This is a genomic window from Parabacteroides sp. APC149_11_2_Y6, from assembly GCF_054506995.1.
The window spans coordinates 2,116,345-2,138,866 of sequence record NZ_CP173709.1 but is presented as its reverse complement, the minus strand read 5'-3'; the positions used below and the strand labels follow the sequence as shown (position 1 = coordinate 2,138,866).

The following is a 22,522-nucleotide window of genomic DNA, read 5'->3' as shown; positions in this document are numbered from 1 at the left end:
AAGCACATAGAAAGACATTTGTATGCAACTTAGTAATTATCATAGCCATTGTACATTTTGTGATGGTAGAAGTACCCCCGAAGACTTCGTGAAGTTTGCCATTTCGCACGGTTTCCGTGCTTATGGTTTCTCATCCCACTCTCCATTGCCGTTCGAAACTTTTTGGAATATGTCTAAAGACGATATGCCGGAATATCTGATGGAAATAAAACGTCTGAAAGATAAATATAGCGGGCAACTCGAAATCTATGTAGGGTTGGAAATCGATTACCTGGACGAGACTTACAATGCTTCTATTCCTTATTTCCGCGAATTACCGCTCGATTACCGGATTGGTTCTATTCACTTTTTGCCTATTGCCCAACCGTTGGCAGAAGAAAATATGGTATGTATCGACGGTTCTTTTTCCGATTACAGGGATGCTGTGGACAAATACTACCAGAGCGACATAAGCAAATTGGTAGCACATTATTTCACATCGACGAAAAGAATGATAGAAGCAGGATGTATAGATATTGTCGGGCATATGGATAAGATTTATATGAACGGGCATAAATATCCGGGGTTTTCTTTTGATGCCGGTTGGTATCAGGAACCATTTAACGAGTGCCTGCACCTGATTGCTGAAAAAGGCTTGATGGTAGAAGTAAATACAAAGAACCTGCAAAAGAAACAACAGACTTTTCCGCATATGGCTTACCTGCATCGTCTTGAACAACTACATATCCCGGTGATGGTTAACTCCGATTGCCATTATCCGGACCTTGTGAACGACGGACGTGCTGAAGCTTTTGAAATGCTAAAACAGGCAGGTTTTAAAACTACCCGTGAACTGATAAACGGACAATGGGAAGATGTGGCAATTTAACCTTTCTTCCTTTTATATAAAAAAGATTGCCAGCGTTCTTCCGCATCCCCTTGGCGGAACATTTCATAACGTGCCATTGTAAAAAACAAGTCGGATAGGCGGTTTATAAATTGCAGGATTTCTGTAGGAACAGCATCTTGTTTATTTAATGTCCACAAACGGCGTTCGGCACGGCGTACAATGGTACGGGCTAATTGAAGATGGGCGGAAACCGGAGAGCCTCCCGGAAGAATGAAATAACCGTTATCTTCCATCTGGGAAGACAACAGGTCTATTTGCTCTTCACAAAAAGCAGCCAGGTTGCCCGGTAATGTATTCGGATTCTTATCCCGTATATCCGAAGGGGTTGCCACATGGGACATTACAACCATCAACTCCCGTTGTATTTTTCCGAGCAAATCCTGCCACTCATGAATGGCTGGTAATAAAGAACGGACAATGCCTATTTCGGCATTTGCTTCGTCCAATGTCCCGTTTGCTTCAATACGTATATCGTCTTTATCCACACGTTGGCCGCCATGTATACCGGTTCGTCCTTTATCTCCTCCACGGGTATATATTCTCATAATGCTTATACTATTTTTACAGATTAAAAAGAAAATCCATTAACCATTTGTTTCGGGAAGTATCTCCCCAATACAAATGAGTATATCCTGCCAATAAATTTTTATAATGATATAAAGGGGTATCAACCGGAGTGCCCTTTGCCGTAAATGCCGTAGCTACCGATAAAAGTGGGGATTCCTGTGGAACAATACGGGAATAGTGAAACTCATGTCCTTTCATTCTATATTCCTTATAGTTCAGAGAACGATAGCCCAGCCTAAGTTTCATTTGCTCCATGGTAGCAGACTGGTTTAATATCCCGGCCATCGGATATACAGTTCCATCCGTATCTGTTATATGATTACAAAGATACATCATCCCGCCACATTCCGCCAGCAGTTTACCGCCTTCTTCCACATATTCACGAACAGATTGTAGCATGGTAAAATTGGAAGCTAACGTAGAAAGGTATAATTCCGGGTATCCTCCGGGAAGATAGACGAAATCGGTATCCGGTAAAAACGGATCTTTCAGAGGGCTGAACGTCACTATTTTTCCTATACGGTGAAGCAACTGTATATTCTCCTCATAAACGAAATTGAATGCTGCATCCTGGGCGATAGCTATACGCAGAGGTGTATGTGTCGTTTTTGCCGGACCTCTTTTCTCACAAGATAGTACGAGTTTATTGTAAGCGGAGATTGCCAGTAACCGGTCTATATCCACATGTTTTTCCACCAAATCGGCAATCCGGTCTGCAAACTCGTCAAAACAAAAGTCTTCATCCAGTGATAATCCTAAATGGCGGCTGGGAATTTCAATATTTGTTTGTTTAGGAAGATACCCCAGCGCTTCTACTCCGGCATCTTCACAGGCTTGCTTTAAATACGAATAATGGCTTTCGGAAGCCACAAAGTTGAATACTACACCTACAACCCGGATTTCTTTATTAAAATGTTTGAAACCATATAATAGAGGTGCAACTGAATAGGCTGTACTTTTTGCGTTTACTATCAATACGACCGGAATATCCAATGTACGGGCGATTTCGGCACTGCTTCCTTTCATACCGTCATATCCGTCGAACAAGCCCATTACACCTTCTGCCACTGCAACATCTGCATTTGCCGTATAGCGGGAATATAAATCGCGGATATGATCTTCGGACATCATAAAACCGTCCAGATTGATAGACGGACATCCGGCAGCCATCCGGTGGTGGCGTGTATCTATATAATCGGGTCCGCATTTAAACGGCTGAACCTGTAAAGAACGTTTTTTTAAAGCACGAAGCAGCCCCAAGGTAAATGTGGTTTTGCCACTACCAGATGAAGCTGCTCCGATTAAAATTTGAGAAAACACTTTATTAGTATTGTTCTTTTTCGTTCGGGAAATCTTGTGTCTTTACATCTTCTATATATGTTTGCACGGCACGGGTGATTTGTTCACCTATATCTGCATAACGACGAAGGAAACGAGGCGAGAATCCCTGGTTGATACCCAGCATATCATGCATAACCAGCACCTGGCCATCCACTCCGCTACCCGCACCGATACCTATAATAGGAATTGTCAGTTCGGTAGCTACACGTGCAGCCAAAGCTGCCGGTATCTTTTCAAGAACAATTGCGAAACAACCGATTTCTTCTAACAGGTGAGCGTCTTCTATCAGTTTCTGCGCTTCCGCTTCTTCACGGGCACGAACTGTATAAGTTCCGAATTTATTGATTGACTGGGGAGTCAGTCCCAAATGTCCCATTATTGGAATACCGGCACATAAAATGCGTTCGATGGATTCTCTGATTTCAGAGCCACCCTCCAGTTTAATGCAATCAGCATGCGTTTCTTTCATCACGCGGATAGCCGAAGTCAATGCTTCCTTCGAATTACCCTGATAGGTACCGAAAGGTAAGTCGACAACAACTAAAGCACGTTTAACAGCCTTCATTACAGATTTACCATGATAAATCATCTGGTCCAAAGTAATCGGAAGTGTCGTTACATTTCCCGCCATCACATTGGAAGCTGAATCTCCTACCAAAATAACATCCATACCTGCCTGATCGATAAGGCGAGCCATAGAATAATCGTACGCTGTCAACATGGAGATTTTTTCTCCGCGTTGCTTCATTTCAATCAAACGATGCGTAGTTACTTTTCTATTATCCTCTAAATCCCTTTTTGCAACTGACATAATGATATTTGTTTATTGTTTACAGGCGGCAAAGGTACATATTAATATGATATAGCCTATCAAAAGTTGAAATCAAAGCAAAAAAATAGCTTTTACTTAATCTTTCGTTTTTTATCTCTATCTTTGAATTATTAAAGTTAAAAAGAAGAGCTACAAAGACATGGAAAATAGAACCTCCGATCCTATTCTAGCTTTCCGGCTTGCCGAGGAAACAGAAATTGAACGCATCTGGGAAATCATATTACAGGCAAAAGCGCAAATGCGCCGCCTTAATAGCAAACAATGGGACGATAATTATCCGGCAATCGAAACCATACAACAAGATATCAGGGATAGAAACGGTTATGTGTTATTGGCTGATAACCGGATTATAGCTTATGGCGTTGTTTCTTTTGACGGAGAACCTGCATATAAAGAGATTGACGGCATATGGTTTAATGAACTTCCATATATGATTGTACATCGTTTGGCTGTTGCTGAAGAAGCTAAACGTCAAGGTATCGCCAAGCGTTTTATGCTGGAGGCTGAAAATGTCAGCCGGCAGAAAGGCATTTACAATTTCCGCGTCGATACCAACTTTGATAATGCCTATATGCTCCACCTGATTGATACGTTAGGTTTCAAATACAGCGGCCTGGTTTATTACAGGGGTACTAATGAGAGAAGGGCTTTTGAAAAAAGTATTCGTCCCCACTCCCATGCTTTGGATCTTCCTGAATATACAATCCGGGAGGCTTGTTTCGAAGATGGTGAAGCAATATTCCATGCAATAGACAAAAACCGGGAAGACTTACGCGTATGGCTTCCATTTGTCGATTCTCTAAAAAGCGCATCCGATGAACAACAATTCCTCAAATCCGTATTAGAAGTTCCTTATGAACGGAGGGATATCGTTTTCGTATTGGAAAAAGGTACGGAATTATGCGGACTGATTGGCATTCATTTTACAGATTGGAACAACCATCGTACAGAAATCGGTTACTGGCTTCTTCCAGCATACCGGGGACAAGGTATCGTAACAGCCGCTGTGCGGTATCTATGTAAATGGGCTGTGAATGTAAGAGGAATGAATCGCATTCAAATCCGTTGTGCGGTAGAAAACCAGCCAAGTAATGCCATTCCCCAACGTCTGGGCTTCACCCATGAGGGTACCGAACATGAGGGAGAACTACTGGTATCCGGAACCTATACGGATATACATATTTATAGCATACTTAAAAAAGAAATAGAAAAATGGAACAAGAAATCCAACTAAACGATCACAACAAACAAGAGTATCCACCCATGCATACAGCCGAGCATATATTGAACCAGACGATGGTTCGGATGTTCGGATGCCCGCGTTCAAAAAATGCCCATATAGAAAGGAGAAAAAGTAAGTGCGACTACCTCCTTTCCGAAGCGCCGACAGCCGAAATGATGGCGGAAGTAGAGCGGAAAGTGAATGAAGTAATCGACCGTCACCTTCCGGTTACCATCGAATTTATGCCATTGGAACAGGCTGGAGAGATTGTCGATTTAAGTAAACTTCCGGACGACGTAAGCGAAACACTCCGTATCGTACGTGTAGGCGATTACGATGCTTGTGCCTGCATCGGCACACATGTAAGCAATACCTCCGAAATCGGTCATTTTAAAATGCTTACCTACGATTATACGGAAGGACGGTTACGTTTGCGTTTCAAACTAACCGAATAAAATCCTGATAAATATCAATGAATGAGCCAATCCTCTGATAAACCCAAAAGGATTGGCTCATTTAATAAAGTAGCATATGCTGCTTCTATAACTTAAACTTACCTCGACCGTACTTCTTTCCTCATAAAAGAAATATACGACAAAGCAAAACATACTACAGTTGCAGCAATCAATCCGGTCAATTGGGGCCAGACTACCAAAAGGCTTTGCCCTAAAGGTAACGGGCTTGGTATCGCACCATGTACTTGCTCCATTGTCAACGGCCCGATACTCCTTATGGAAGGCATAAGTAATGTCATGGTCGCTTCACTAAAAAGCTCACTTGGCGCGAACCGCAGCAATCCCAACATAAACCGTTGATAAGCGATCACCTGATAATCGGAAGCCCAAACAGAAGGAGTCAGCGCCTTCCCTACCAGATTGATAATCATGTTATAAAAAACACTAAAAAACAGCCATATCGCTATACATGCCAAAGCTGACGTCGCCGCCTGTTTGAAACGTATGGAAAAGAAGATAGACAGGCTCAACCAAAAAGCTACGTAAAAAAGGCTCACAAAGAGGAAACAGACAATGCGTACAAATTCTTCTGCCGTAGGCGGAATACCTATCGCAATCAAACCGAATCCCATTACCAGGAAACCCAGGACAAACAACAGCATGCCAATCACAATCAATGCAGCCATAAATTTTGCATTAATCAAATAATCCCGATGAATGGGCTGGGATAAGATACGGCTCAATGTCCCTTTATTCTGCTCCGAATTGATTGCGTCGAACCCTAAAGAGATACCGAGCAAAGGTCCCAGAAAACTGATAAATACGACAAATGACGGCAACGTCCCGTCTGAGACGGTAAACAGTTTCAGGAATAGAAAAGCGCCATCCGGATCATTCGGCTTTATGGCATCGCGAATATTTGTAAGAGCCGTATACAACGACCCCATACATGTCAACGCAATGATAGCAATCAGGATAATAAAACGCCAACTTCTCACATAATCGGAGATTTCTTTGTTGACAATAACCCAGAAAGGATGATTTGTGTTACTCATGACTGCCCCTCCCCCCGAAATATTGATTATAAATATCGTCAAGTCCATGTTCCGCTTTATGTAAAGCCGAAAGTTCTATCTGGGTCAGAAGCCTGCCATTGCCAAACAAGCCGACCCGGTCGCAAACTAACTGAACCTGATGCAGATGATGGGAAGAGAAAAGGACTGTCAAACCTTCCTCATGGCTCAACTGCAAAATTAAATTCATAAACTCCTGTACACCGGCCGGATCAATTCCCGAGGTCGGTTCATCCAGAATAATCACTTCGGGATTCTTTATTAATACATCAGCTAAACCTAAACGCTGGCGCATCCCTTTAGAATATTTTCCGGATTTTTTATTCGCTTCTCCCAATATACCAACCCGGTCGAGTAATTGTTCGGCTTTCACGCATGCTTTTTTTCTGGAAATACCATTCAGAGCCGCTGTATAAAGCAGATTTTCCAATCCTGTCATATCCTCGTAGAAACCAACGTCTTCCGGCAGATATCCGACTTTCCGTTTTACTTCTATCGGATGAGTTGTAGAATCGATGCCGCATACTTTTACAGAGCCGGATGTCGGTTCCGTCAAACCTAACATCATTAATATGGTAGTAGATTTTCCTGCTCCGTTAGGCCCCAGTAACCCGAATATTTCACCTTTTCGAATAGTCAGGTTCAGCTCATTAACAGCTGTGAAATTCCCATATTTTTTTGTCAAACCGGTAAGTTCGATAACAAACTGGCACATGACTTACCTCCTTCCATATTTGCGGAACAGAAAATAAACGCCACCCAATACAATAATAATAATCAGTATTCCCAGCCAACCGTAAATCATCGGTGTGCGAACAGATATGCGGAATTCGGTTGTTGTATTCACCTCGGGAGTTTTGGCTGTGACCTTTGTAATGTAGTCGCCGGGCAGTGCTTTTTTGGCTGCTTTTACTGTTGCAGTGATATTCGTTGTACTGCCGGCTGTCAGTTTTTCTATTTTAGACGGTTCAAAAGAGACTTCCCAATCTACAGGTTTGTTCGCTGTCAACTGAACATCATTCAGTTCGGCAGACCCATTGTTACGAACAACCAAATCAATACGTTTCGTTTCTCCGGCCGTAATGTCCGTACTTAGTAAGCCTCGCGGAGTCGTTAGCTCCATTTCATAGGAACCGGTGACAACAACTTCCAGCTCTATTTCAGCCGAAGTCGAACTGGTTGTTGCATGAATTGGTATTTTATAGCTACCCGCTTGTACATTAGCAGCCGGACTGACATCTATACTTATATTTTCTGTGGCATTGGCTTCCACCTGTGCCGAAGTGGCCTGCTTGCCTCCTACCCGGAATGTTACATTCCATCCCCGCGGAGCTTCTGCCATCAAAGCATATAGCTGCTGGTCGGCTGTTTGATTTTTTAAAGAAGCATTGAAATTAAAGGTCGACTTGGAATTTCCCTGCATATTAGGTTGTTTTGTAGATAACTCCGTTTGATAAGTACCCTGTTCGGAAACAGTTACACTCAACGGCAATTCAACAACTCCGGGAGCTGTCAGAGAAAATCGGTAAGTCCCTTTATTAACTTTAAACGGGACATCTACTTTAAAAGTAAAATTCTTCTTTTCACCAGGCAAGACCGATATCTGGTTGACAGTCCAGCCTCCCGCCTTCATCTCGTATTTCCATCCTCGCGGTATCCCTTCTACGGAAATAGAAGCGTTCTTCACTTCGTCACTGTTATTAATGACATCGACACTGTAATTGATAGACTCTCCCGGTGGAACTGCAATTTTGGTGTAGGGAGTATACAACATCACATTTTCTTCTGCGCCATATGCGCGTGTACTCATCGAAAAACATACAAGTACGAGTACAAGTAACAAATTAAGATGATTAGTTCGCATTGTTTAAAAATTTTCTTACAAAAATGATTATCAATAGCTGGTGGCAAATATATAAGACTGCTTTATTATCGACTATTAAAAGTTTTGAAAAAAAATTATTACAATATGCTCTTAGCCTTTTCAATGCAAGTCCTTTTTTTCTATTAAGTCGATAATTATGGAATCTGAAACAACGAACTTAAAATATTTTTATGTAAGTTTGCGAGCGCTAAGCGTGATATTTTAATACAGAATTTAAATATAATAGTTATGCAATCAATTGACAATTTCAATTTTGCCGGCAAAAAGGCATTTGTAAGAGTTGACTTTAATGTTCCTTTGGACGAAAATTTCAACATCACAGACGACACTCGTATCCGTGCCGCCCTTCCTACACTGAAGAAAATTCTGGCAGACGGTGGTAGTGTAATTATCGGTTCTCACCTGGGACGTCCGAAAGGCGTTACTGACAAATATTCACTGAAACACATCCTGAAACACGTATCAGAACTGCTGGGTGTTGAAGTTCAGTTTGCAAGCGACTGTATCGGTGAAGAAGCCGGCGTTAAAGCTGCTGCTTTGAAACCGGGAGAAGCATTGTTGCTTGAAAACCTTCGTTTCTATGCTGAAGAAGAAGGCAAACCGAGAGGTTTGGCTGAAGATGCTACAGATGACGAAAAGAAAGCGGCTAAGAAAGCTGTTAAAGAAAGCCAGAAAGATTTCACTAAGAGATTGGCTTCTTATGCTGACGTTTATGTAAACGACGCATTCGGTACAGCTCACCGTGCTCACGCTTCTACGGCTTTGATTGCCGATTATTTCGATGCTGACCACAAAATGTTCGGCTACCTGATGGAAAAAGAAGTAAAGGCGGTAGAAAAAGTAATGAACGATATTACCCGTCCGTTTACTGCTATCATGGGTGGTTCCAAGGTTTCTTCTAAAATCGAAATCATTGAAAACTTATTGAATAAGGTAGACAACCTGATCGTAACAGGTGGTATGACTTATACTTTCACGAAAGCACAGGGTGGCAAGATTGGTAATTCTATCGTTGAAGACGATAAGTTAGACCTGGCTCTCGACCTGATGAAGAAAGCTAAAGAAAAAGGCGTAAACCTGGTATTGGCTGTCGACGCTAAGATTGCAGACGCATTCAGCAACGATGCAAACACCGCTTATGCTAACGTAAACGAAATTCCTGACGGTTGGGAAGGTCTTGACATAGGTCCTAAAACAATTGAAATCTATGCTGATGTGATCAAGAAATCAAAAACTATCCTGTGGAATGGTCCTACAGGCGTATTTGAATTTGAAAACTTCACAGACGGTTCCCGTGCAGTAGGTAACGCAATCGTTGAAGCTACTAAGAACGGCGCTTTCTCCCTTGTAGGTGGTGGTGACTCTGTTGCTTGTGTAAACAAGTTCGGCATCGCAAGCGAAGTTTCTTATGTATCTACAGGTGGTGGTGCTTTGCTGGAAGCTATCGAAGGAAAAGTTCTTCCGGGTATCGCAGCTATCAAAGGCGAACCGTATAAATAAGCAGATTTTTAAATCGACATAAAAAAAGGCTGTTTCCGTGATGGGAACAGCCTTTTTTTATGTTAGTAATAGCTTTTTAACTGTTAAGTCATTGCAATTTGATAGCTTTTCCGCTTTTTGCACTTTTTATGGCAGATTCCAATATCTCAACAACAATCAGATTATTTTCGAGTGAAGATAAATCCGTGGGTGCGACTTTAATATCTCCGCGCACAGCCGCTTTCAGATAATAAAAAGAATCGTTGTAAGGCGCTTGCAGGTCCGGCGCTTGCCATTGCATTCCCATATGATCTTTATAGACACGCATGGCTGTCGGGGTATCCTGGTAGATAAATCCTTTGTTACCATATATGTGCATATCTTTCCGGTTTATCGGCCAATTCCAGGAACCCATAATCTGAACAGTCGCAGAAGGATATTCTACTATAATTGTAGCATCGTCATCAACTTTAGGATATTTGTCCGGTTTCAATTGTTTCAAAACTGCATATACACTGACCGGTTTCTGTCCGTCCATTAACCAAGTCACCAGATTAGCGCCATAACAGCCGAAATCTATCACAGCACCTCCCCCGTTCAACTTCGGATCAGTCAGCCAGTCGGTAAATTCATTGCCGCATCCTATCTCGAAAGGCCCCTGATGGCCGTCATAGACATTTATACGGTTTATTTTTCCGATGGCATTTTCTTCCTTAATCAACCGGTAGGCCTCATGATTGGTGTTATACCAGGTCGTTTCATAATTCGTAAGCAAAAGGATATTATTCTTACGGGCAAGGTCTGCCATACGGTTCGCATGTTTCATATTGACAGCCAATGGCTTTTCTACCATCACATGGATACCCCGGGGCGCACATGCTTCCACTACGGCAAGATGGTCGTAAATAGAGCCATAGGCAACTACCACTTCCGGCTTGGTTTTGTCCAGCATTTCTTCCAAATCGGCATAAAAACAAGAATCAGGCAATCTATTCCTGAGTCCGTTATGTTCCCGGTATTGCAAATTAGGTTCGGCAACACCCACCACTTCAAAATCCCCCCTGTCCATACGGACAATTACCTCATGCAGATGTCCATGGGATACTCCCGCCACACCTAAACGAAGCGGCTTTGTACTCTGGGCATTTACAAATAAGGGAATAAAAAATAACAACAAGATTGAAAATCGAATGATAATTCTACGTGTATCCATGGTCTATATAAAAATTGATTTTGACAAAGATATAAATATTTTTGTACCTTTGCCCCTCGTTATTATATAGAAAAACAACATATAGATAAATAAAGAAATGGCAAAAGAGCTGAAAGAACTGACACCAAGAAGTGTGAACTACTCGCAGTGGTACCAGGATCTGGTAATCAAAGCGGATTTGGCAGAAAATTCTGCTGTACGCGGCTGTATGGTCATCAAACCTTATGGCTATGCAATCTGGGAAAAGATGCAACGTATCCTTGACGATATGTTTAAGGAAACCGGTCACGTAAACGCTTATTTCCCATTATTAATCCCGAAATCATTCTTAAGTAAGGAAGCCGAACACGTAGAAGGGTTTGCCAAGGAATGTGCTGTTGTAACCCACTACCGCCTGAAAACAAACCATGACGGTACAGGTGTCGTTGTAGACCCGGCAGCTAAACTGGAAGAAGAACTGATTATCCGTCCGACTTCCGAAACCATTATCTGGAATACATACCGTAATTGGATTCAATCATACCGCGACCTGCCTATCCTGTGCAACCAGTGGGCGAATGTGATGCGCTGGGAAATGCGTACCCGCTTGTTCCTCCGTACAGCCGAATTTCTGTGGCAGGAAGGACATACGGCACATGCTACCCGTGAAGAAGCAGAAATCGAAGCAAAGAAAATGCAGGACGTATATGCAAATTTTGCTGAGAACTATATGGCAATGCCGGTTATCAAAGGGGTAAAATCTGCCAGCGAACGTTTTGCAGGAGCTTTGGATACATATACAATCGAAGCGATGATGCAGGACGGAAAAGCTCTTCAGGCAGGTACATCCCACTTCTTGGGACAGAACTTCGGTAAGGCTTTTGATGTAACATTTATCGACAAGGAAGGTAAGACGGATTACGCCTGGGCTACATCCTGGGGAGTATCCACCCGCTTAATCGGTGCTCTTATCATGTCTCACTCGGATGATAACGGTTTGGTATTGCCTCCGCACCTTGCTCCTATCCAGGTAGTTATTATTCCTATCTACCGCAGTGCGGAACAGTTGGCTCAAATTACAGAGAAAGTAAATGGTATTGTTGCCAAACTAAAAGCATTAGGCATTTCGGTTAAATTTGATGATGCCGACAATAAGAAACCGGGCTGGAAATTCGCCGAATATGAATTGAAAGGTGTTCCTGTACGTCTTGCTATGGGTGGCCGTGATATGGAAAACAATACGATCGAAGTAATGCGCCGTGACACGCTTGAAAAAGAAACGGTTACTTGCGATGGTATCGAAACATATGTACAGAACTTATTGGAAGAAATCCAGCAAAACATCTTCAAGAAAGCATTAGACCATCGTACAGCCAACACAATCACTGTCGAGACTTACGATGAATTTAAAGAAAAGATTGAAGACGGTTACTTTATCATGGCTCACTGGGATGGCACTCCTGAAACAGAAGAACTGATAAAGAACGAAACAAAAGCAACCATCCGTTGCATACCTTTGGCTGGCGACAAGACTCCGGGCAAATGTATGGTTACCGGTAAACCGTCCGCACAACGCGTATTGTTTGCACGTGCATATTAAAATAAGGTGACCCATATGTTCAAGGATATTTGCAATGCATCCATATCCTGTTCATATGGGTTTCTTCTTTCCTGAAATGTATACAAAACAACTATCATACTCTCATAAATTCAACAAAACCACTAATAACCAATGGATTAAGGTTATGATAGTTTCTGATTCAACTATCATAAATGTTTATTTATCGACTTTTTTAGCATGTATTCCCCATTGAATAAGCGCCAAAATAGTTAATTCACTTCCTTTCTTTCCGGAATCATGTATCTTTTTTACCAAAGTTCCCTGAATCTTCCGGAGAAAGTAGTAAAGAAAATTCCAGCATATCCCCTTCCCGGAAAGTCCCCGACCCGGACCCTACAGCTCCTGAGATCGGGGTGTGGAGCCTATTCCGACCCGGGCCTCGATAAGATTTTATAGGTATGTTGCGAACAAAAGTAGTTTGTTGGGATAAACTCATCCGGTGTCTATAAAAATCAAATAGCACAGACGTTTTAAAAATGTCCGGATAATAAATTGCTTATATTCATAGATATCCTTTCCTTTGTAAAGAACTTCAAAACGAAAGGATATCTATGTTGAAAAGTCAAACCACACTACTAATAATGATATTTATCTTATTAGGGTTTTCTTCCTGTCATAAAGAGAATAGTCGGATTGATATAAATCTGGATGAATATTCAGAAAAACTAACTTACTCGCAAATATCAAAAAAGTTGGACTATATCGTCCTAAAAGCTGGAAACAAATGTTTATTGTCCGATATAGAAAAAATATTCTTTGATAAGGATACTCTAATTATTCAGGACACAAGGCATGAAGGAATCTTTGTCTTTACAACCCATGGAGATTTCGTAAAACAGATTAATTATATCGGCCAAGGCCCGGAAGAGTATCGCGATGACAACTCGATTGCAGTAGATACTATATTGAACCAAATATATATCTATGATATGATGAACTTCAAAATTAATAAATACTCATACAATGGAGCATTTATATCCTCAGACAAAATGGATTCGTTTATCCGGGACTTCGCCATTACAAAAAGTCGTAAATTCTTAATGATACAACCCTGCATAAATAAAAGGTACGGAAAGAACGGGCTTTGGCTATATCATCCTGATAAAAAAACAATCCATCCGTTGTTAGAAGATTCCGGAGAAGACCAGGAGTTTGAATTTATGTCTACATATATTACACAAACAGAAAATTCAATCTATTACTACGACAGGAATGATGATAACATATATCTTATCGAAAATGATTCCTTGCATAAGCTATATGGAATTAATCTAAAGCAATATCTGCCAAACGAGGTTCGAAAAAAGGACGTATTAAGCGAAAATGATTTAAACCAGAAAGCAATGATGTCCGATTTTTGTGTATCGAACAGATATATTATAATCAATTATTTCATTTTCGGGAAGGAAGAATCTCCATTCAAATGGGTTATGATAGATAGAGAGAACAATAACGTATCTGTTTTTAAGCATTTTACAAATGATATAGATGATTCTAATTCATCCAACAACAAGATATTTTATTTGAACGATAGCACATGGTGCAGACTTGTAGATCAAAAAGAAAACGATGATAATATTGTATTACAACTAATTCATTTGAAATAATAAAAGTAAGAACAGTTTAAAAAAGAAATACATCCTATGATTCATTGCCGAGCCACAGATTCAACCTATAAGATGATTCATCATTCCTATTTCATAATTGTGATAATCTTATTATCCTTCACCTCCTGTCATAAAGAAGAGAGTAAATACATTTTGAAGGAAACCGGAAATCGATTGTTATTTCCAATAGACAACCAAACGAAAAATTCTCCCAAAACTTTGTTTGTGTATGCAGACAAAGGGAATAAGCAATATCTTACATTTCAGAATCCGAATAGAAATGAAATACTATTTTATGATTTAAGCAGTTGTAATTTAGAATTTAAAACTTCATATGATATTGAAGGTATGAATGGTGTTGGCAACATATGGGGATATTATATTCACAATTTAGACAGCATCTTTGTAACCTCTCGTGATTTACCTGAAATCTACCTGACAAATCATGAGGGTAAACTTCTTAATACATTTTCGTATGAAAATACCGAAGAAGGTTCTACTTTGAGTACCTATTGCAGTACTTCCTTCTTATCCATGCCCGGAGTTCTTAAAGAGAACCGTTTTTTCATCATGCCTTCGTGCAACAGGCATATAACCCCCAATCCTATCTGCGCAACTATCGACCTTGGCACAGCTAAAGTAAATGCTTTGCCTCTCACCTATCCGGCTTTCCCTGGCACAGACAATGAATTGAAAAAGGCAGGTATAGAATTATATGTCAGTCGTTGCTTCAACACTAAAGGGTTCGTATATTCATTCTATTTTGATGAAGATTTATATGTGACAGATATCGAGCACCAAACATTCAGGAAAATCAAAACGCCCAGTTCAAACTTTGAACATGTAACAGCTCCCGACGATTACGGCAATACTACGTTTAAAGATATGTGCGAAATCCCGAATTATGGAAATATCCTATATGATAAATACAGAGACGTATATTACCGGATAGCCTATCCTAAAACAAATATAACGAATGACATAAGACCTTTAGAGTTGATGGACTTCGGTAGAAAAAATTTCTCTATTATTATTTTGGATAAAGATTTCAATATTTTAGGAGAAACGTTATTTCCTGATTTTACCTACAACTCTACTTTAATGTTTATAACAGAAGATGGCCTTTATATATCCGACAGCCATTATCTTAATCCTAAATTTAGCGATGATGAGTTGAGTTTTAAGAGATTTGAACTTGTTAAGATAAACCAATGATCCATGCTCACCAAATGAATAAAGCCATATACTTTTTACTCTTTATTACAGTTCTGAGCTGTACTAAGCAACACTCCCAGACAGAAAAAGTCCAGAACAAACGGAATAAAATAACCCATGTTCACGACAAAATAAAAGAAATAAAGATTGAGGATGTCTTAATTAGTAATATCTCCCGATTGTATTTAATGGATAATTTTTTAATTATAGGAGACTATAAACCTCAAGATAAACAAATCCATCTATTCGATAAAAATACATTTGAATATATAACCAGCAGTACCTATCAGGGACAGGGACCTGGTGAAATTACGATTATGGGATGTATCGGAACGGATGCAAAAAACCGTCGTTTTTTTGTTTCGGACCACGGCAAACAAAAAATATTCTGTTATGACTTAGATAGCGTACTTGCCAATCCGCTTTATGAGGCAAAAGAAAAAACCGGAATGAACGCAAGATTATTCCCCGATAAGTATTACTATATAAATGATACATTGTCTATTGCTTTGATAATAGAACCTACCGGAGATTTCGGGTTTAATCAATCTGTCGCCAAATGGAATATGAATACAGGTGATATACATATCTTAAAATACAAACATCCGGATATTACTCAAAAACGAGTCAATATCGCTGTATCTCCCGAAAAAAATCTATATGTAGAGTGTTACTCATATCACGACTTAATGAGTATTTTCAACTTAAACGGCGATTTAATAACGAACGTATATGGTCCTAATTGGAAAAAGGATAAGACAAAAGATAGTTATTATGAGGATATCATCTTTTGTAAAGAACATATACTTGCTTTATATTCCGGGAAAAAGACTTTTATAAAGGACGATGTGAAAGGCATAAAAACAAACCTTCCAACTCAACTTATTGCATTCGATATAGATGGAAACTATATCCGAACTTTGGATATCGGCTACAATATATCCAGTTTCTGCTATGATGAAAGTAATAACAGGCTCCTATTCGTTTTTGATGATGAAATACAATTTGGCTACTTAGTACTTGACGGCACTATATAAGCATGTGAAACCAAGCCTCGAATGTTAAAAAATATTAGTAGCAGTAGTAATTCAAATTAGTAGCGGTACTAATTTGAATTACTACTGCTACTAAATTGAAATATATGAAGGGCTAACTTTTCCGTAGGTCCGGTTATGAGAATATGGAAAATACAAGAGTTTGCGTAAGTGGCACCGTTTCTACTCCACGTACAAATATCCATAAATGCGTAAGAAAACAATAATTAACAGTAAATATTTTAAAAAAACTTTTTTTTGAAATACTTTTATAATCCATAATTCTACAAAATGAAAAATACCATACATTATACAATCATAGGAATATTCATCTCAACATCATGTTCCCAACATTCTACCCAAATAGAATATGAAAACATTTCTCCTACTATTGTTTATGATAGCATAGAAACACGAATGCCTGGCCCATTATTCCTATATGAGAAATATCTTGTTTGGACAGATCCTTTTGAGGCAGAAGGACAAGCACACATAATTGACCTAAAATCTAAGAAAGAAATTGGAAAAATCATAAATATCGGAGAAGGACCAAATGATTTTATTACCCCTATTTTTATAAAATCATCCAGTAATAGATTAATTGTTGGTGATATGAATAAGAATAAAATAGGTTATTGCTCCTTCAATGATATTGATAAACAACCCAGAATAGGAATTTGCATAAAAGAAGAAAATACAAAAGATAAAAATAGAATTATTAAAATAGAGAAAGATAATTTTTTATTTTTTGATGCAGGATTAATACAACCGTTTAATTATAAAGGTACAAAGTTTGGAAAGAATCCTCTTGATAAGAACATTGGAAACAAAAAGGATGCCTATCAAGGGAATATATAATACGGTCTATATTATAGGTTTAAATCCGGATTTTACTTTAATGAAATATAATATATTATAGTGGCACATCCGCCATTTAAATAATAAAAAAATACAAATTATGAATATATTTATATATATAATATTATCCTTCTTCCTTGTTTCATGCCAAAATAGTACAAAAACAGAAAAATACACATTAATAGAGACAGATAAAAAAATAATCCTACCTTTAGATAATGATATTAAAAATGAATTATTTATGTATTCTATTTATGAAAAAGGGGATGGAGATTTTTATTTTATTTTTCAAAACATAAATTCAAATATTTTGCTTTTCTATGATTTACAAAAACAAAAATTGGAATTTAGATTAGAATTGTCCATAGATGGGAATAATGGCGTTGGATTAGCTAATGGATATTATATTCATAATTTCGATAGTATTTATGTCCCAAATAGAGATATAAAAGAAATTTCACTTATTAATAAAGAAGGTATAATCTCTACTAAGTATGCTTATGATGAAGATATTAATAAAATAAATTTATCTTTATTTGATTTCTCTTCAGCATATTATAAACCAGCAGAAGTAATTGGACGCACAATGTATTTGTATTCTGGCCCCAATCGTTTTATAGAACATGATCCTGTATCTATAATATTTAATATGGACACTCATGAAATTACAGCACTTCCATTTGACTATCCAGATTATCCCGGCTCTGATCTAAAGTTGAAAAAATACGGTTTAGAAAGCTCTTTTAGTCGTTGTTACAATGGAGAATATTTCATTTATTCTTTTGCCTATGACGAAAATATCTATATAGCAAACTTAAAACATGATTCACTTCAGAAAATACCTGTAAAAAGTGACTATTTTAAAGAAGTAAAACTACCGGATGAACTAACAGCTTCTCCGATAGATTTTTGCACAAATTCTTGGTATGGAAATTTATTATATGACAAATATAGAAATGTATATTACCGTATTGCATATCCTCAAAACGAAATAGAAAAAAACATACGTCCTGCAGAATTAATATGTTATGGACGTAAAAACTTTTCTATTATTATATTAGATGAAAAATTCAATAAAATAGGAGAAACAAAGTTTCCTAATTACATATATAATTCTCGTGTTATGTTTGTTTTAGAAGATGGTTTGTATATATCGGATAGTCACTATCTAAATCCTAATTTTAGTGACGACGAACTAAGTTTTAAAATTTTTAAATTAACAGAATATACAGAATGAATTTTTATACACATATTCTAATATATAGTTTTATTTTATGTTTCTCTTGTTCAATGGAGAAGCATGAAATATTATAACAATAGAAAATGACAGTGTAAAAATTTACTAAGTAAAACAAAACTATACCTGATTATCTTTTCTGCTTTTTGTTTTTTCCTGTTCATGGCAGAGGAATAAAAATATTTATTTGGAGTAGGCTCTTTCTTTAGCAGGCAATAACAGAAAAGTGTTGGAGAAAAAAATTACAATCTGTCCATTGATCCATGAAAAACCAATTGATATCCCTTTCCCCTATTTGATTTTATTTCTATAAAAGGTATTGGAGCCAAATCTTTACGCAAACGCTTAATAGCCGTAAAGACAACATCCTTATCTGATGGAGTAAGCTTATCAACTTTGCGTGCCAGAATTTTTTTACAAATTTCCTCGTAACTCAAAAAATTATTTGTTCCATTTATAAATAGGTTAAACAGTTTCAAACCATTACCGGATAACTCTATTTGATTATTAGTAGATTGGAGTATTCCTGTCTTTTCGTTGAATTGTAAATCTGTCGATAATTGCCTATATTCTGTCGGGATTTTTATGGATAAAAAAACTTGTTCATTTTTCTTTTCTCCACCTATTATTGATAATGTCTCTTGTCGCTTTTTCCAAAATAAGAATGCCACATTTATACTCAGAAGAGAGAATATCCAGAAAAGTAGGATAAAGCCCAAAGAATGTATATGTTTTAATGAATCCCAAAAAGAAAATAGAACATAAGCACGAAGTTCGATACGACCTTCTGGTTTATCATTGAACCTATAAACAATTGGAGGTAAAGATATCGCCTTTATAAAAAAAGAACTATCAGAACGACTATATACAGTTCGCCCTTCTATTGAATAAGAGACTGCGGATTGTACATATATCCCATTCTCGATAAGTTGTCTATGGAAAAGGTCATCCAGCATTGTTCTCATAGAATCATGCTCTATCAAATAATCCTGATCACACCAATTTGCTTTTTCTTCATAAGGTATATCATTAGGGGATTGCTTGGAATCATATTCTGCATATTGTAAAGCATCATCCAATTTTATTGTTTTCTCTTTATTCAATGCTGCTTGAAAGGAATGAGCCATAATAGAATTCAACTCTGTCTGTTCAGATAAAAAAACAGTTCGTATCCAGTAAAAAAATAAAAATGTTACGCATAGGCATATTCCTGAAATCAAAATTATTTGTTTAGATAATTCCATAGAGTTTTTATTTTCTATTTGCAAAAATACTCTATCTATCATTAATATCAAATGATAATCATATAATATTTTCTGACATTTTCCTGACAATTACAATCGCAATATGCTGAATAATAGAATATTAATATTTTGTAAGCCAAACAAAGAATTTTCATATAAATATTTTCACCTATCTTTGAAACGTAAAAAAATATCAATATGAATATGAAAAAGAAATTCATTAAAGGGACGATTGCGATTATTTTCTTATGTTGTATCTGCTTTTTTTATACTTCAAAAAAAGTATCTGTTAATGATTTAGCTTTTGAGAACATAGAAGCTTTAGCCCAAGGAGAAAGTGGTGTAAATGTCAGATGTTATGGAAAAGGATCTGTTGAGTGTCACGGACACAAAGTAGAAAAAATGTATACTGGTCTCAGTTTAGATTAACAATGAAATACATCCTTCTTATAATAATAAGCAGTTTTATTTCCTGTAGCAGTCCTCCCAATCTCCATCCCCGCTACAGTTCTTTTCCTGAAGAAAAGAATTTGACAGCACAGGAAGTATCTCTGGACTCTGTTCTCTTCCGTTACCCATTTCGGGTAACGGTTAGAGACAGCGTTGCTATTGTTATGGATTTGCATAACACTGATTACTATTTTCATGCCTTCTCCTACCCTGAATGGAAACATTTAGTTTCATTTGGAAAGCGTGGGGAAGCTCCGGAAGAGATGTTATCTGCTGAAATGTTCCAGTTCAATTCGTTAGATTCAATTTGGGCTTTAGATGCCAACAGGATGCAAATTTCACGTTGGTCAATCGATCCTCAAAAAGTAACAGCCAAACGGGAGCAAATAATACCATTAGATAGGCAATTAGTCCGTTCTCTCGATTTTTATGCAACAGACACTTGTTTTCTAATAACAGACTATTTAGGGGATTTTCGTTATCATCAAGTAGACTACAATGGTAAATCTTTTAAAAACGTAGGCGAAATACCTACTGAGACAAACAATAAAAAAGAAGTTCGTCCCGCATTAGCTCAAGCATGGAGGAGTTTTACAGACTACAATCCTCAAAAAGGCATTTATGCTATGGTGACCCAACTGGGGGAAGCAATTGAAATATACAACCTGAAAGAAAATACACATACTGTTCTATACGGCCCTAACGGAGAGCCTCAATTTCAAACAGTCGGTACGGAAGGTATTCCAACCGGTATCATGGGATTTAGTGATATACGGATAACCGACCAATATATTTATACCGTTTTTCATGGTGTATCGTTTAAAGAAAAAGAAGTAATCTATCAGCAAGGGAAAAATCCGGAAGATGGCGGAAGATATATTTATGTATTTGATTTAAAAGGGAATCCGGTTCGTAAATACACACTGGATTATCCTGTTTACGGAATAGATGTTAATGAAAAAACAAAAACAATTATTGCAACTTGTGTTGAAAAAGATGAACCTATCTTGGAATTCAAAATGTAAAAACAAATATGAAACAACTACTACTGATATTCTCTCTACTTCTATTGGTCTCTTCCTGTAAAGAAAACGAAAAGGAAAGAATCACCCGTCTTGTTAATGAATGGCAAGGGAAAGAGATTCTATTTCCAAAAGATATAACTTTTACCCGCTTTGTGACAGACACTGTGGATTATCAGATTCCACAATCACAATATAAAGTTTTAATCTATATTGATTCCATAGGATGTACGAGCTGTAAACTACAGTTACCTAAATGGAAAAAACTGATAGAGTATGTTGATTCGGCTACAAATAGCCAAGTCCCCTTCCTCTTTTTCTTTCAATCGAAAGATGACAAAGAGTTACGTTATATATTAAAAGTAGATAAATTCGACCGTCCAGTCTGTGTGGATCATAGAAATAAACTAAATCTATTAAATAAGTTTCCCGCAGATATAATGTTTCAGACATTCCTATTGGATAAAGATAATAAAGTCATAGCATTGGGAAATCCGATACATAACTCTGCGGTCAAAGATTTATATCTAAAACAATTAACAGGGAAAGAGAATTCGGTAAAGCATATTAAGACAACAGCCGAAGCAATAAATAACAAAATCGACTTTGGCAATATTCCAAAGGGTACAGTTAAAACAAATACGTTTGAAATAATAAATACAGGAAACAATCCCCTTGTGATAACTGATATTAATACCACATGTGGTTGTACAACAGCCACGTATGATAAAAAACCGGCAAAGCCCGGCGATACTCTACGGGTAAAAGTTACAGTTACACCGAAAGATACAGGCTTTTTTGATGAAACTGTAACAATCAGATGTAACACAAACAGGCCTGTCAAAGTAAAAATTAGGGGAAATGTTCAGTGATGAATGGAAGGGAGTCTGTCTATCAAGCCTTGAAACTATTTTGACAAACTCCCCAAAACCTCAGAAAGGAGGTGTATTATGGTAATATAATAATATAATAGAACATAAAGAAAGCTATTCAAAGAGAACAACAAGCAAATATAATTAAAATTGATATAAAAATGAAGAAACGTATTTTTGGGACTGTCATCATTACAGTTATTGCTCTTGCAGCAGGTTTAAATTTCAATCAGAATAAAAATGAAGTTACAATATCTGAATTAGCCTTGGCTAATGTTGAGGCATTAGCAAGTGGTGAAGGAAGTTCAAGTGATTGTCAAAGACTATGTCCAAATTCAGGATATATGTGTCTTATCAATTTTGTAGATGGAACATCTATTTCTTGTCCTGGACATTGGAAATAATTAAAAAACTAATGTAGACCAAA

General features: G+C 37.8%; 22 protein-coding genes. 14 read left to right on the top strand and 8 right to left on the bottom strand.

The annotated features are described in order from the left end of the window. The first annotated feature begins 22 nt into the window (after positions 1-22). Complete coding sequence (locus tag ACGE0T_RS08660) at positions 23-868, top strand: histidinol-phosphatase (RefSeq protein ID WP_459190115.1); 846 nt, start codon at positions 23-25, stop codon at positions 866-868. Here ACGE0T_RS08660 and ACGE0T_RS08655 read toward each other — a convergent pair. Genes ACGE0T_RS08655 through panB form a run of 3 tightly spaced genes read right to left on the bottom strand, consistent with a single transcriptional unit; the run spans position 865 to position 3,608 of the window. Then, positions 865-1,434, bottom strand: a complete 570-nt coding sequence (locus ACGE0T_RS08655) for a cob(I)yrinic acid a,c-diamide adenosyltransferase (protein WP_459190114.1) — start codon at positions 1,432-1,434, stop codon at positions 865-867. The two genes, ACGE0T_RS08660 and ACGE0T_RS08655, sit on opposite strands and share 4 nt — an antisense overlap. 16 nt (positions 1,435-1,450) lie before the next feature. Beyond that, positions 1,451-2,776 carry a cobyrinate a,c-diamide synthase gene (locus tag ACGE0T_RS08650; protein ID WP_459190113.1) on the bottom strand — a complete coding sequence of 442 codons (1,326 nt, stop codon included), beginning with the start codon at positions 2,774-2,776 and terminating at the stop codon, positions 1,451-1,453. A gap of 4 nt (positions 2,777-2,780) precedes the next feature. Continuing rightward, positions 2,781-3,608, bottom strand: a complete 828-nt coding sequence (gene panB / locus ACGE0T_RS08645; protein WP_459190112.1) for a 3-methyl-2-oxobutanoate hydroxymethyltransferase — start codon at positions 3,606-3,608, stop codon at positions 2,781-2,783. Between the two features lie 160 nt (positions 3,609-3,768). Here panB and ACGE0T_RS08640 point away from each other — a divergent pair, with 160 nt between their 5' ends. Then, on the top strand, positions 3,769-4,863 hold the full coding sequence (locus tag ACGE0T_RS08640) for a GNAT family N-acetyltransferase (protein WP_459190111.1): 1,095 nt from the start codon (positions 3,769-3,771) through the stop codon (positions 4,861-4,863). After that, on the top strand, positions 4,842-5,306 hold the full coding sequence (locus ACGE0T_RS08635) for an alanyl-tRNA editing protein (RefSeq protein ID WP_459190110.1): 465 nt from the start codon (positions 4,842-4,844) through the stop codon (positions 5,304-5,306). Before ACGE0T_RS08640 ends, ACGE0T_RS08635 begins: the two co-directional genes overlap by 22 nt. Before the next feature lie 98 nt (positions 5,307-5,404). Here the strand turns inward: ACGE0T_RS08635 and ACGE0T_RS08630 are convergent, their stop codons facing one another. Genes ACGE0T_RS08630 through ACGE0T_RS08620 form a run of 3 tightly spaced genes read right to left on the bottom strand, consistent with a single transcriptional unit; the run spans position 5,405 to position 8,243 of the window. Further along, positions 5,405-6,361, bottom strand: coding sequence for an ABC transporter permease (locus tag ACGE0T_RS08630; RefSeq protein WP_459190444.1), 957 nt, complete (start codon positions 6,359-6,361; stop codon positions 5,405-5,407). After that, positions 6,354-7,094: an ABC transporter ATP-binding protein gene (locus ACGE0T_RS08625; RefSeq protein ID WP_459190109.1), complete on the bottom strand. Its 741-nt coding sequence runs from the start codon at positions 7,092-7,094 to the stop codon at positions 6,354-6,356. The genes ACGE0T_RS08630 and ACGE0T_RS08625 overlap by 8 nt, the downstream gene beginning before the upstream one ends. Positions 7,095-7,097: 3 nt before the next feature. Then, complete coding sequence (locus ACGE0T_RS08620) at positions 7,098-8,243, bottom strand: COG1470 family protein (RefSeq protein ID WP_459190108.1); 1,146 nt, start codon at positions 8,241-8,243, stop codon at positions 7,098-7,100. A gap of 249 nt (positions 8,244-8,492) precedes the next feature. On the opposite strand from ACGE0T_RS08620, the gene ACGE0T_RS08615 reads away from it, so the two are divergent. After that, positions 8,493-9,764 carry a phosphoglycerate kinase gene (locus tag ACGE0T_RS08615; protein WP_459190107.1) on the top strand — a complete coding sequence of 424 codons (1,272 nt, stop codon included), beginning with the start codon at positions 8,493-8,495 and terminating at the stop codon, positions 9,762-9,764. An 88-nt stretch (positions 9,765-9,852) separates the two neighbouring features. Here ACGE0T_RS08615 and ACGE0T_RS08610 read toward each other — a convergent pair whose 3' ends face one another. Beyond that, positions 9,853-10,956, bottom strand: a complete 1,104-nt coding sequence (locus ACGE0T_RS08610; protein ID WP_459190106.1) for a Gfo/Idh/MocA family protein — start codon at positions 10,954-10,956, stop codon at positions 9,853-9,855. 97 nt (positions 10,957-11,053) lie between these two features. On the opposite strand from ACGE0T_RS08610, the gene proS reads away from it, so the two are divergent. From proS to ACGE0T_RS08580, 6 genes are all read left to right on the top strand, one after another. Next, positions 11,054-12,535 (top strand): proline--tRNA ligase, encoded by a 1,482-nt coding sequence (gene proS, locus ACGE0T_RS08605; protein ID WP_459190105.1) that lies wholly within the window; start codon positions 11,054-11,056, stop codon positions 12,533-12,535. A 572-nt stretch (positions 12,536-13,107) separates the two neighbouring features. Continuing rightward, complete coding sequence (locus ACGE0T_RS08600) at positions 13,108-14,163, top strand: 6-bladed beta-propeller (RefSeq protein ID WP_459190104.1); 1,056 nt, start codon at positions 13,108-13,110, stop codon at positions 14,161-14,163. Between the two features lie 36 nt (positions 14,164-14,199). Then, a complete protein-coding gene (locus tag ACGE0T_RS08595) occupies positions 14,200-15,378 on the top strand; it encodes a DUF4221 family protein (protein WP_459190103.1) in 1,179 nt (392 codons plus the stop codon). Positions 15,379-15,392: 14 nt separating this feature from the next. Beyond that, positions 15,393-16,415 carry a 6-bladed beta-propeller gene (locus ACGE0T_RS08590; protein WP_459190102.1) on the top strand — a complete coding sequence of 341 codons (1,023 nt, stop codon included), beginning with the start codon at positions 15,393-15,395 and terminating at the stop codon, positions 16,413-16,415. Between the two features lie 288 nt (positions 16,416-16,703). Further along, positions 16,704-17,270, top strand: a complete 567-nt coding sequence (locus ACGE0T_RS08585) for a hypothetical protein (protein WP_459190101.1) — start codon at positions 16,704-16,706, stop codon at positions 17,268-17,270. A 100-nt stretch (positions 17,271-17,370) separates the two neighbouring features. Then, positions 17,371-18,507 carry a DUF4221 family protein gene (locus ACGE0T_RS08580; RefSeq protein ID WP_459190100.1) on the top strand — a complete coding sequence of 379 codons (1,137 nt, stop codon included), beginning with the start codon at positions 17,371-17,373 and terminating at the stop codon, positions 18,505-18,507. 242 nt (positions 18,508-18,749) lie between these two features. On the opposite strand, the gene ACGE0T_RS08575 is transcribed toward ACGE0T_RS08580, so the two are convergent. Continuing rightward, complete coding sequence (locus tag ACGE0T_RS08575) at positions 18,750-19,751, bottom strand: helix-turn-helix domain-containing protein (RefSeq protein ID WP_459190099.1); 1,002 nt, start codon at positions 19,749-19,751, stop codon at positions 18,750-18,752. 198 nt (positions 19,752-19,949) lie between these two features. Here ACGE0T_RS08575 and ACGE0T_RS08570 point away from each other — a divergent pair, with 198 nt between their 5' ends. The 4 genes from ACGE0T_RS08570 to ACGE0T_RS08555 all read left to right on the top strand — a co-directional run bounded on the left by ACGE0T_RS08570 (position 19,950) and on the right by ACGE0T_RS08555 (position 22,499). Beyond that, positions 19,950-20,180, top strand: coding sequence for an NVEALA domain-containing protein (locus ACGE0T_RS08570; RefSeq protein ID WP_459190098.1), 231 nt, complete (start codon positions 19,950-19,952; stop codon positions 20,178-20,180). Between the two features lie 2 nt (positions 20,181-20,182). Next, on the top strand, positions 20,183-21,226 hold the full coding sequence (locus ACGE0T_RS08565) for a BF3164 family lipoprotein (protein ID WP_459190097.1): 1,044 nt from the start codon (positions 20,183-20,185) through the stop codon (positions 21,224-21,226). Positions 21,227-21,234: 8 nt separating this feature from the next. Then, positions 21,235-22,095 (top strand): DUF1573 domain-containing protein, encoded by an 861-nt coding sequence (locus ACGE0T_RS08560; protein ID WP_459190096.1) that lies wholly within the window; start codon positions 21,235-21,237, stop codon positions 22,093-22,095. Between the two features lie 161 nt (positions 22,096-22,256). Further along, on the top strand, positions 22,257-22,499 hold the full coding sequence (locus tag ACGE0T_RS08555) for an NVEALA domain-containing protein (RefSeq protein WP_459190095.1): 243 nt from the start codon (positions 22,257-22,259) through the stop codon (positions 22,497-22,499). The last annotated feature ends 23 nt before the right edge of the window (positions 22,500-22,522 follow it).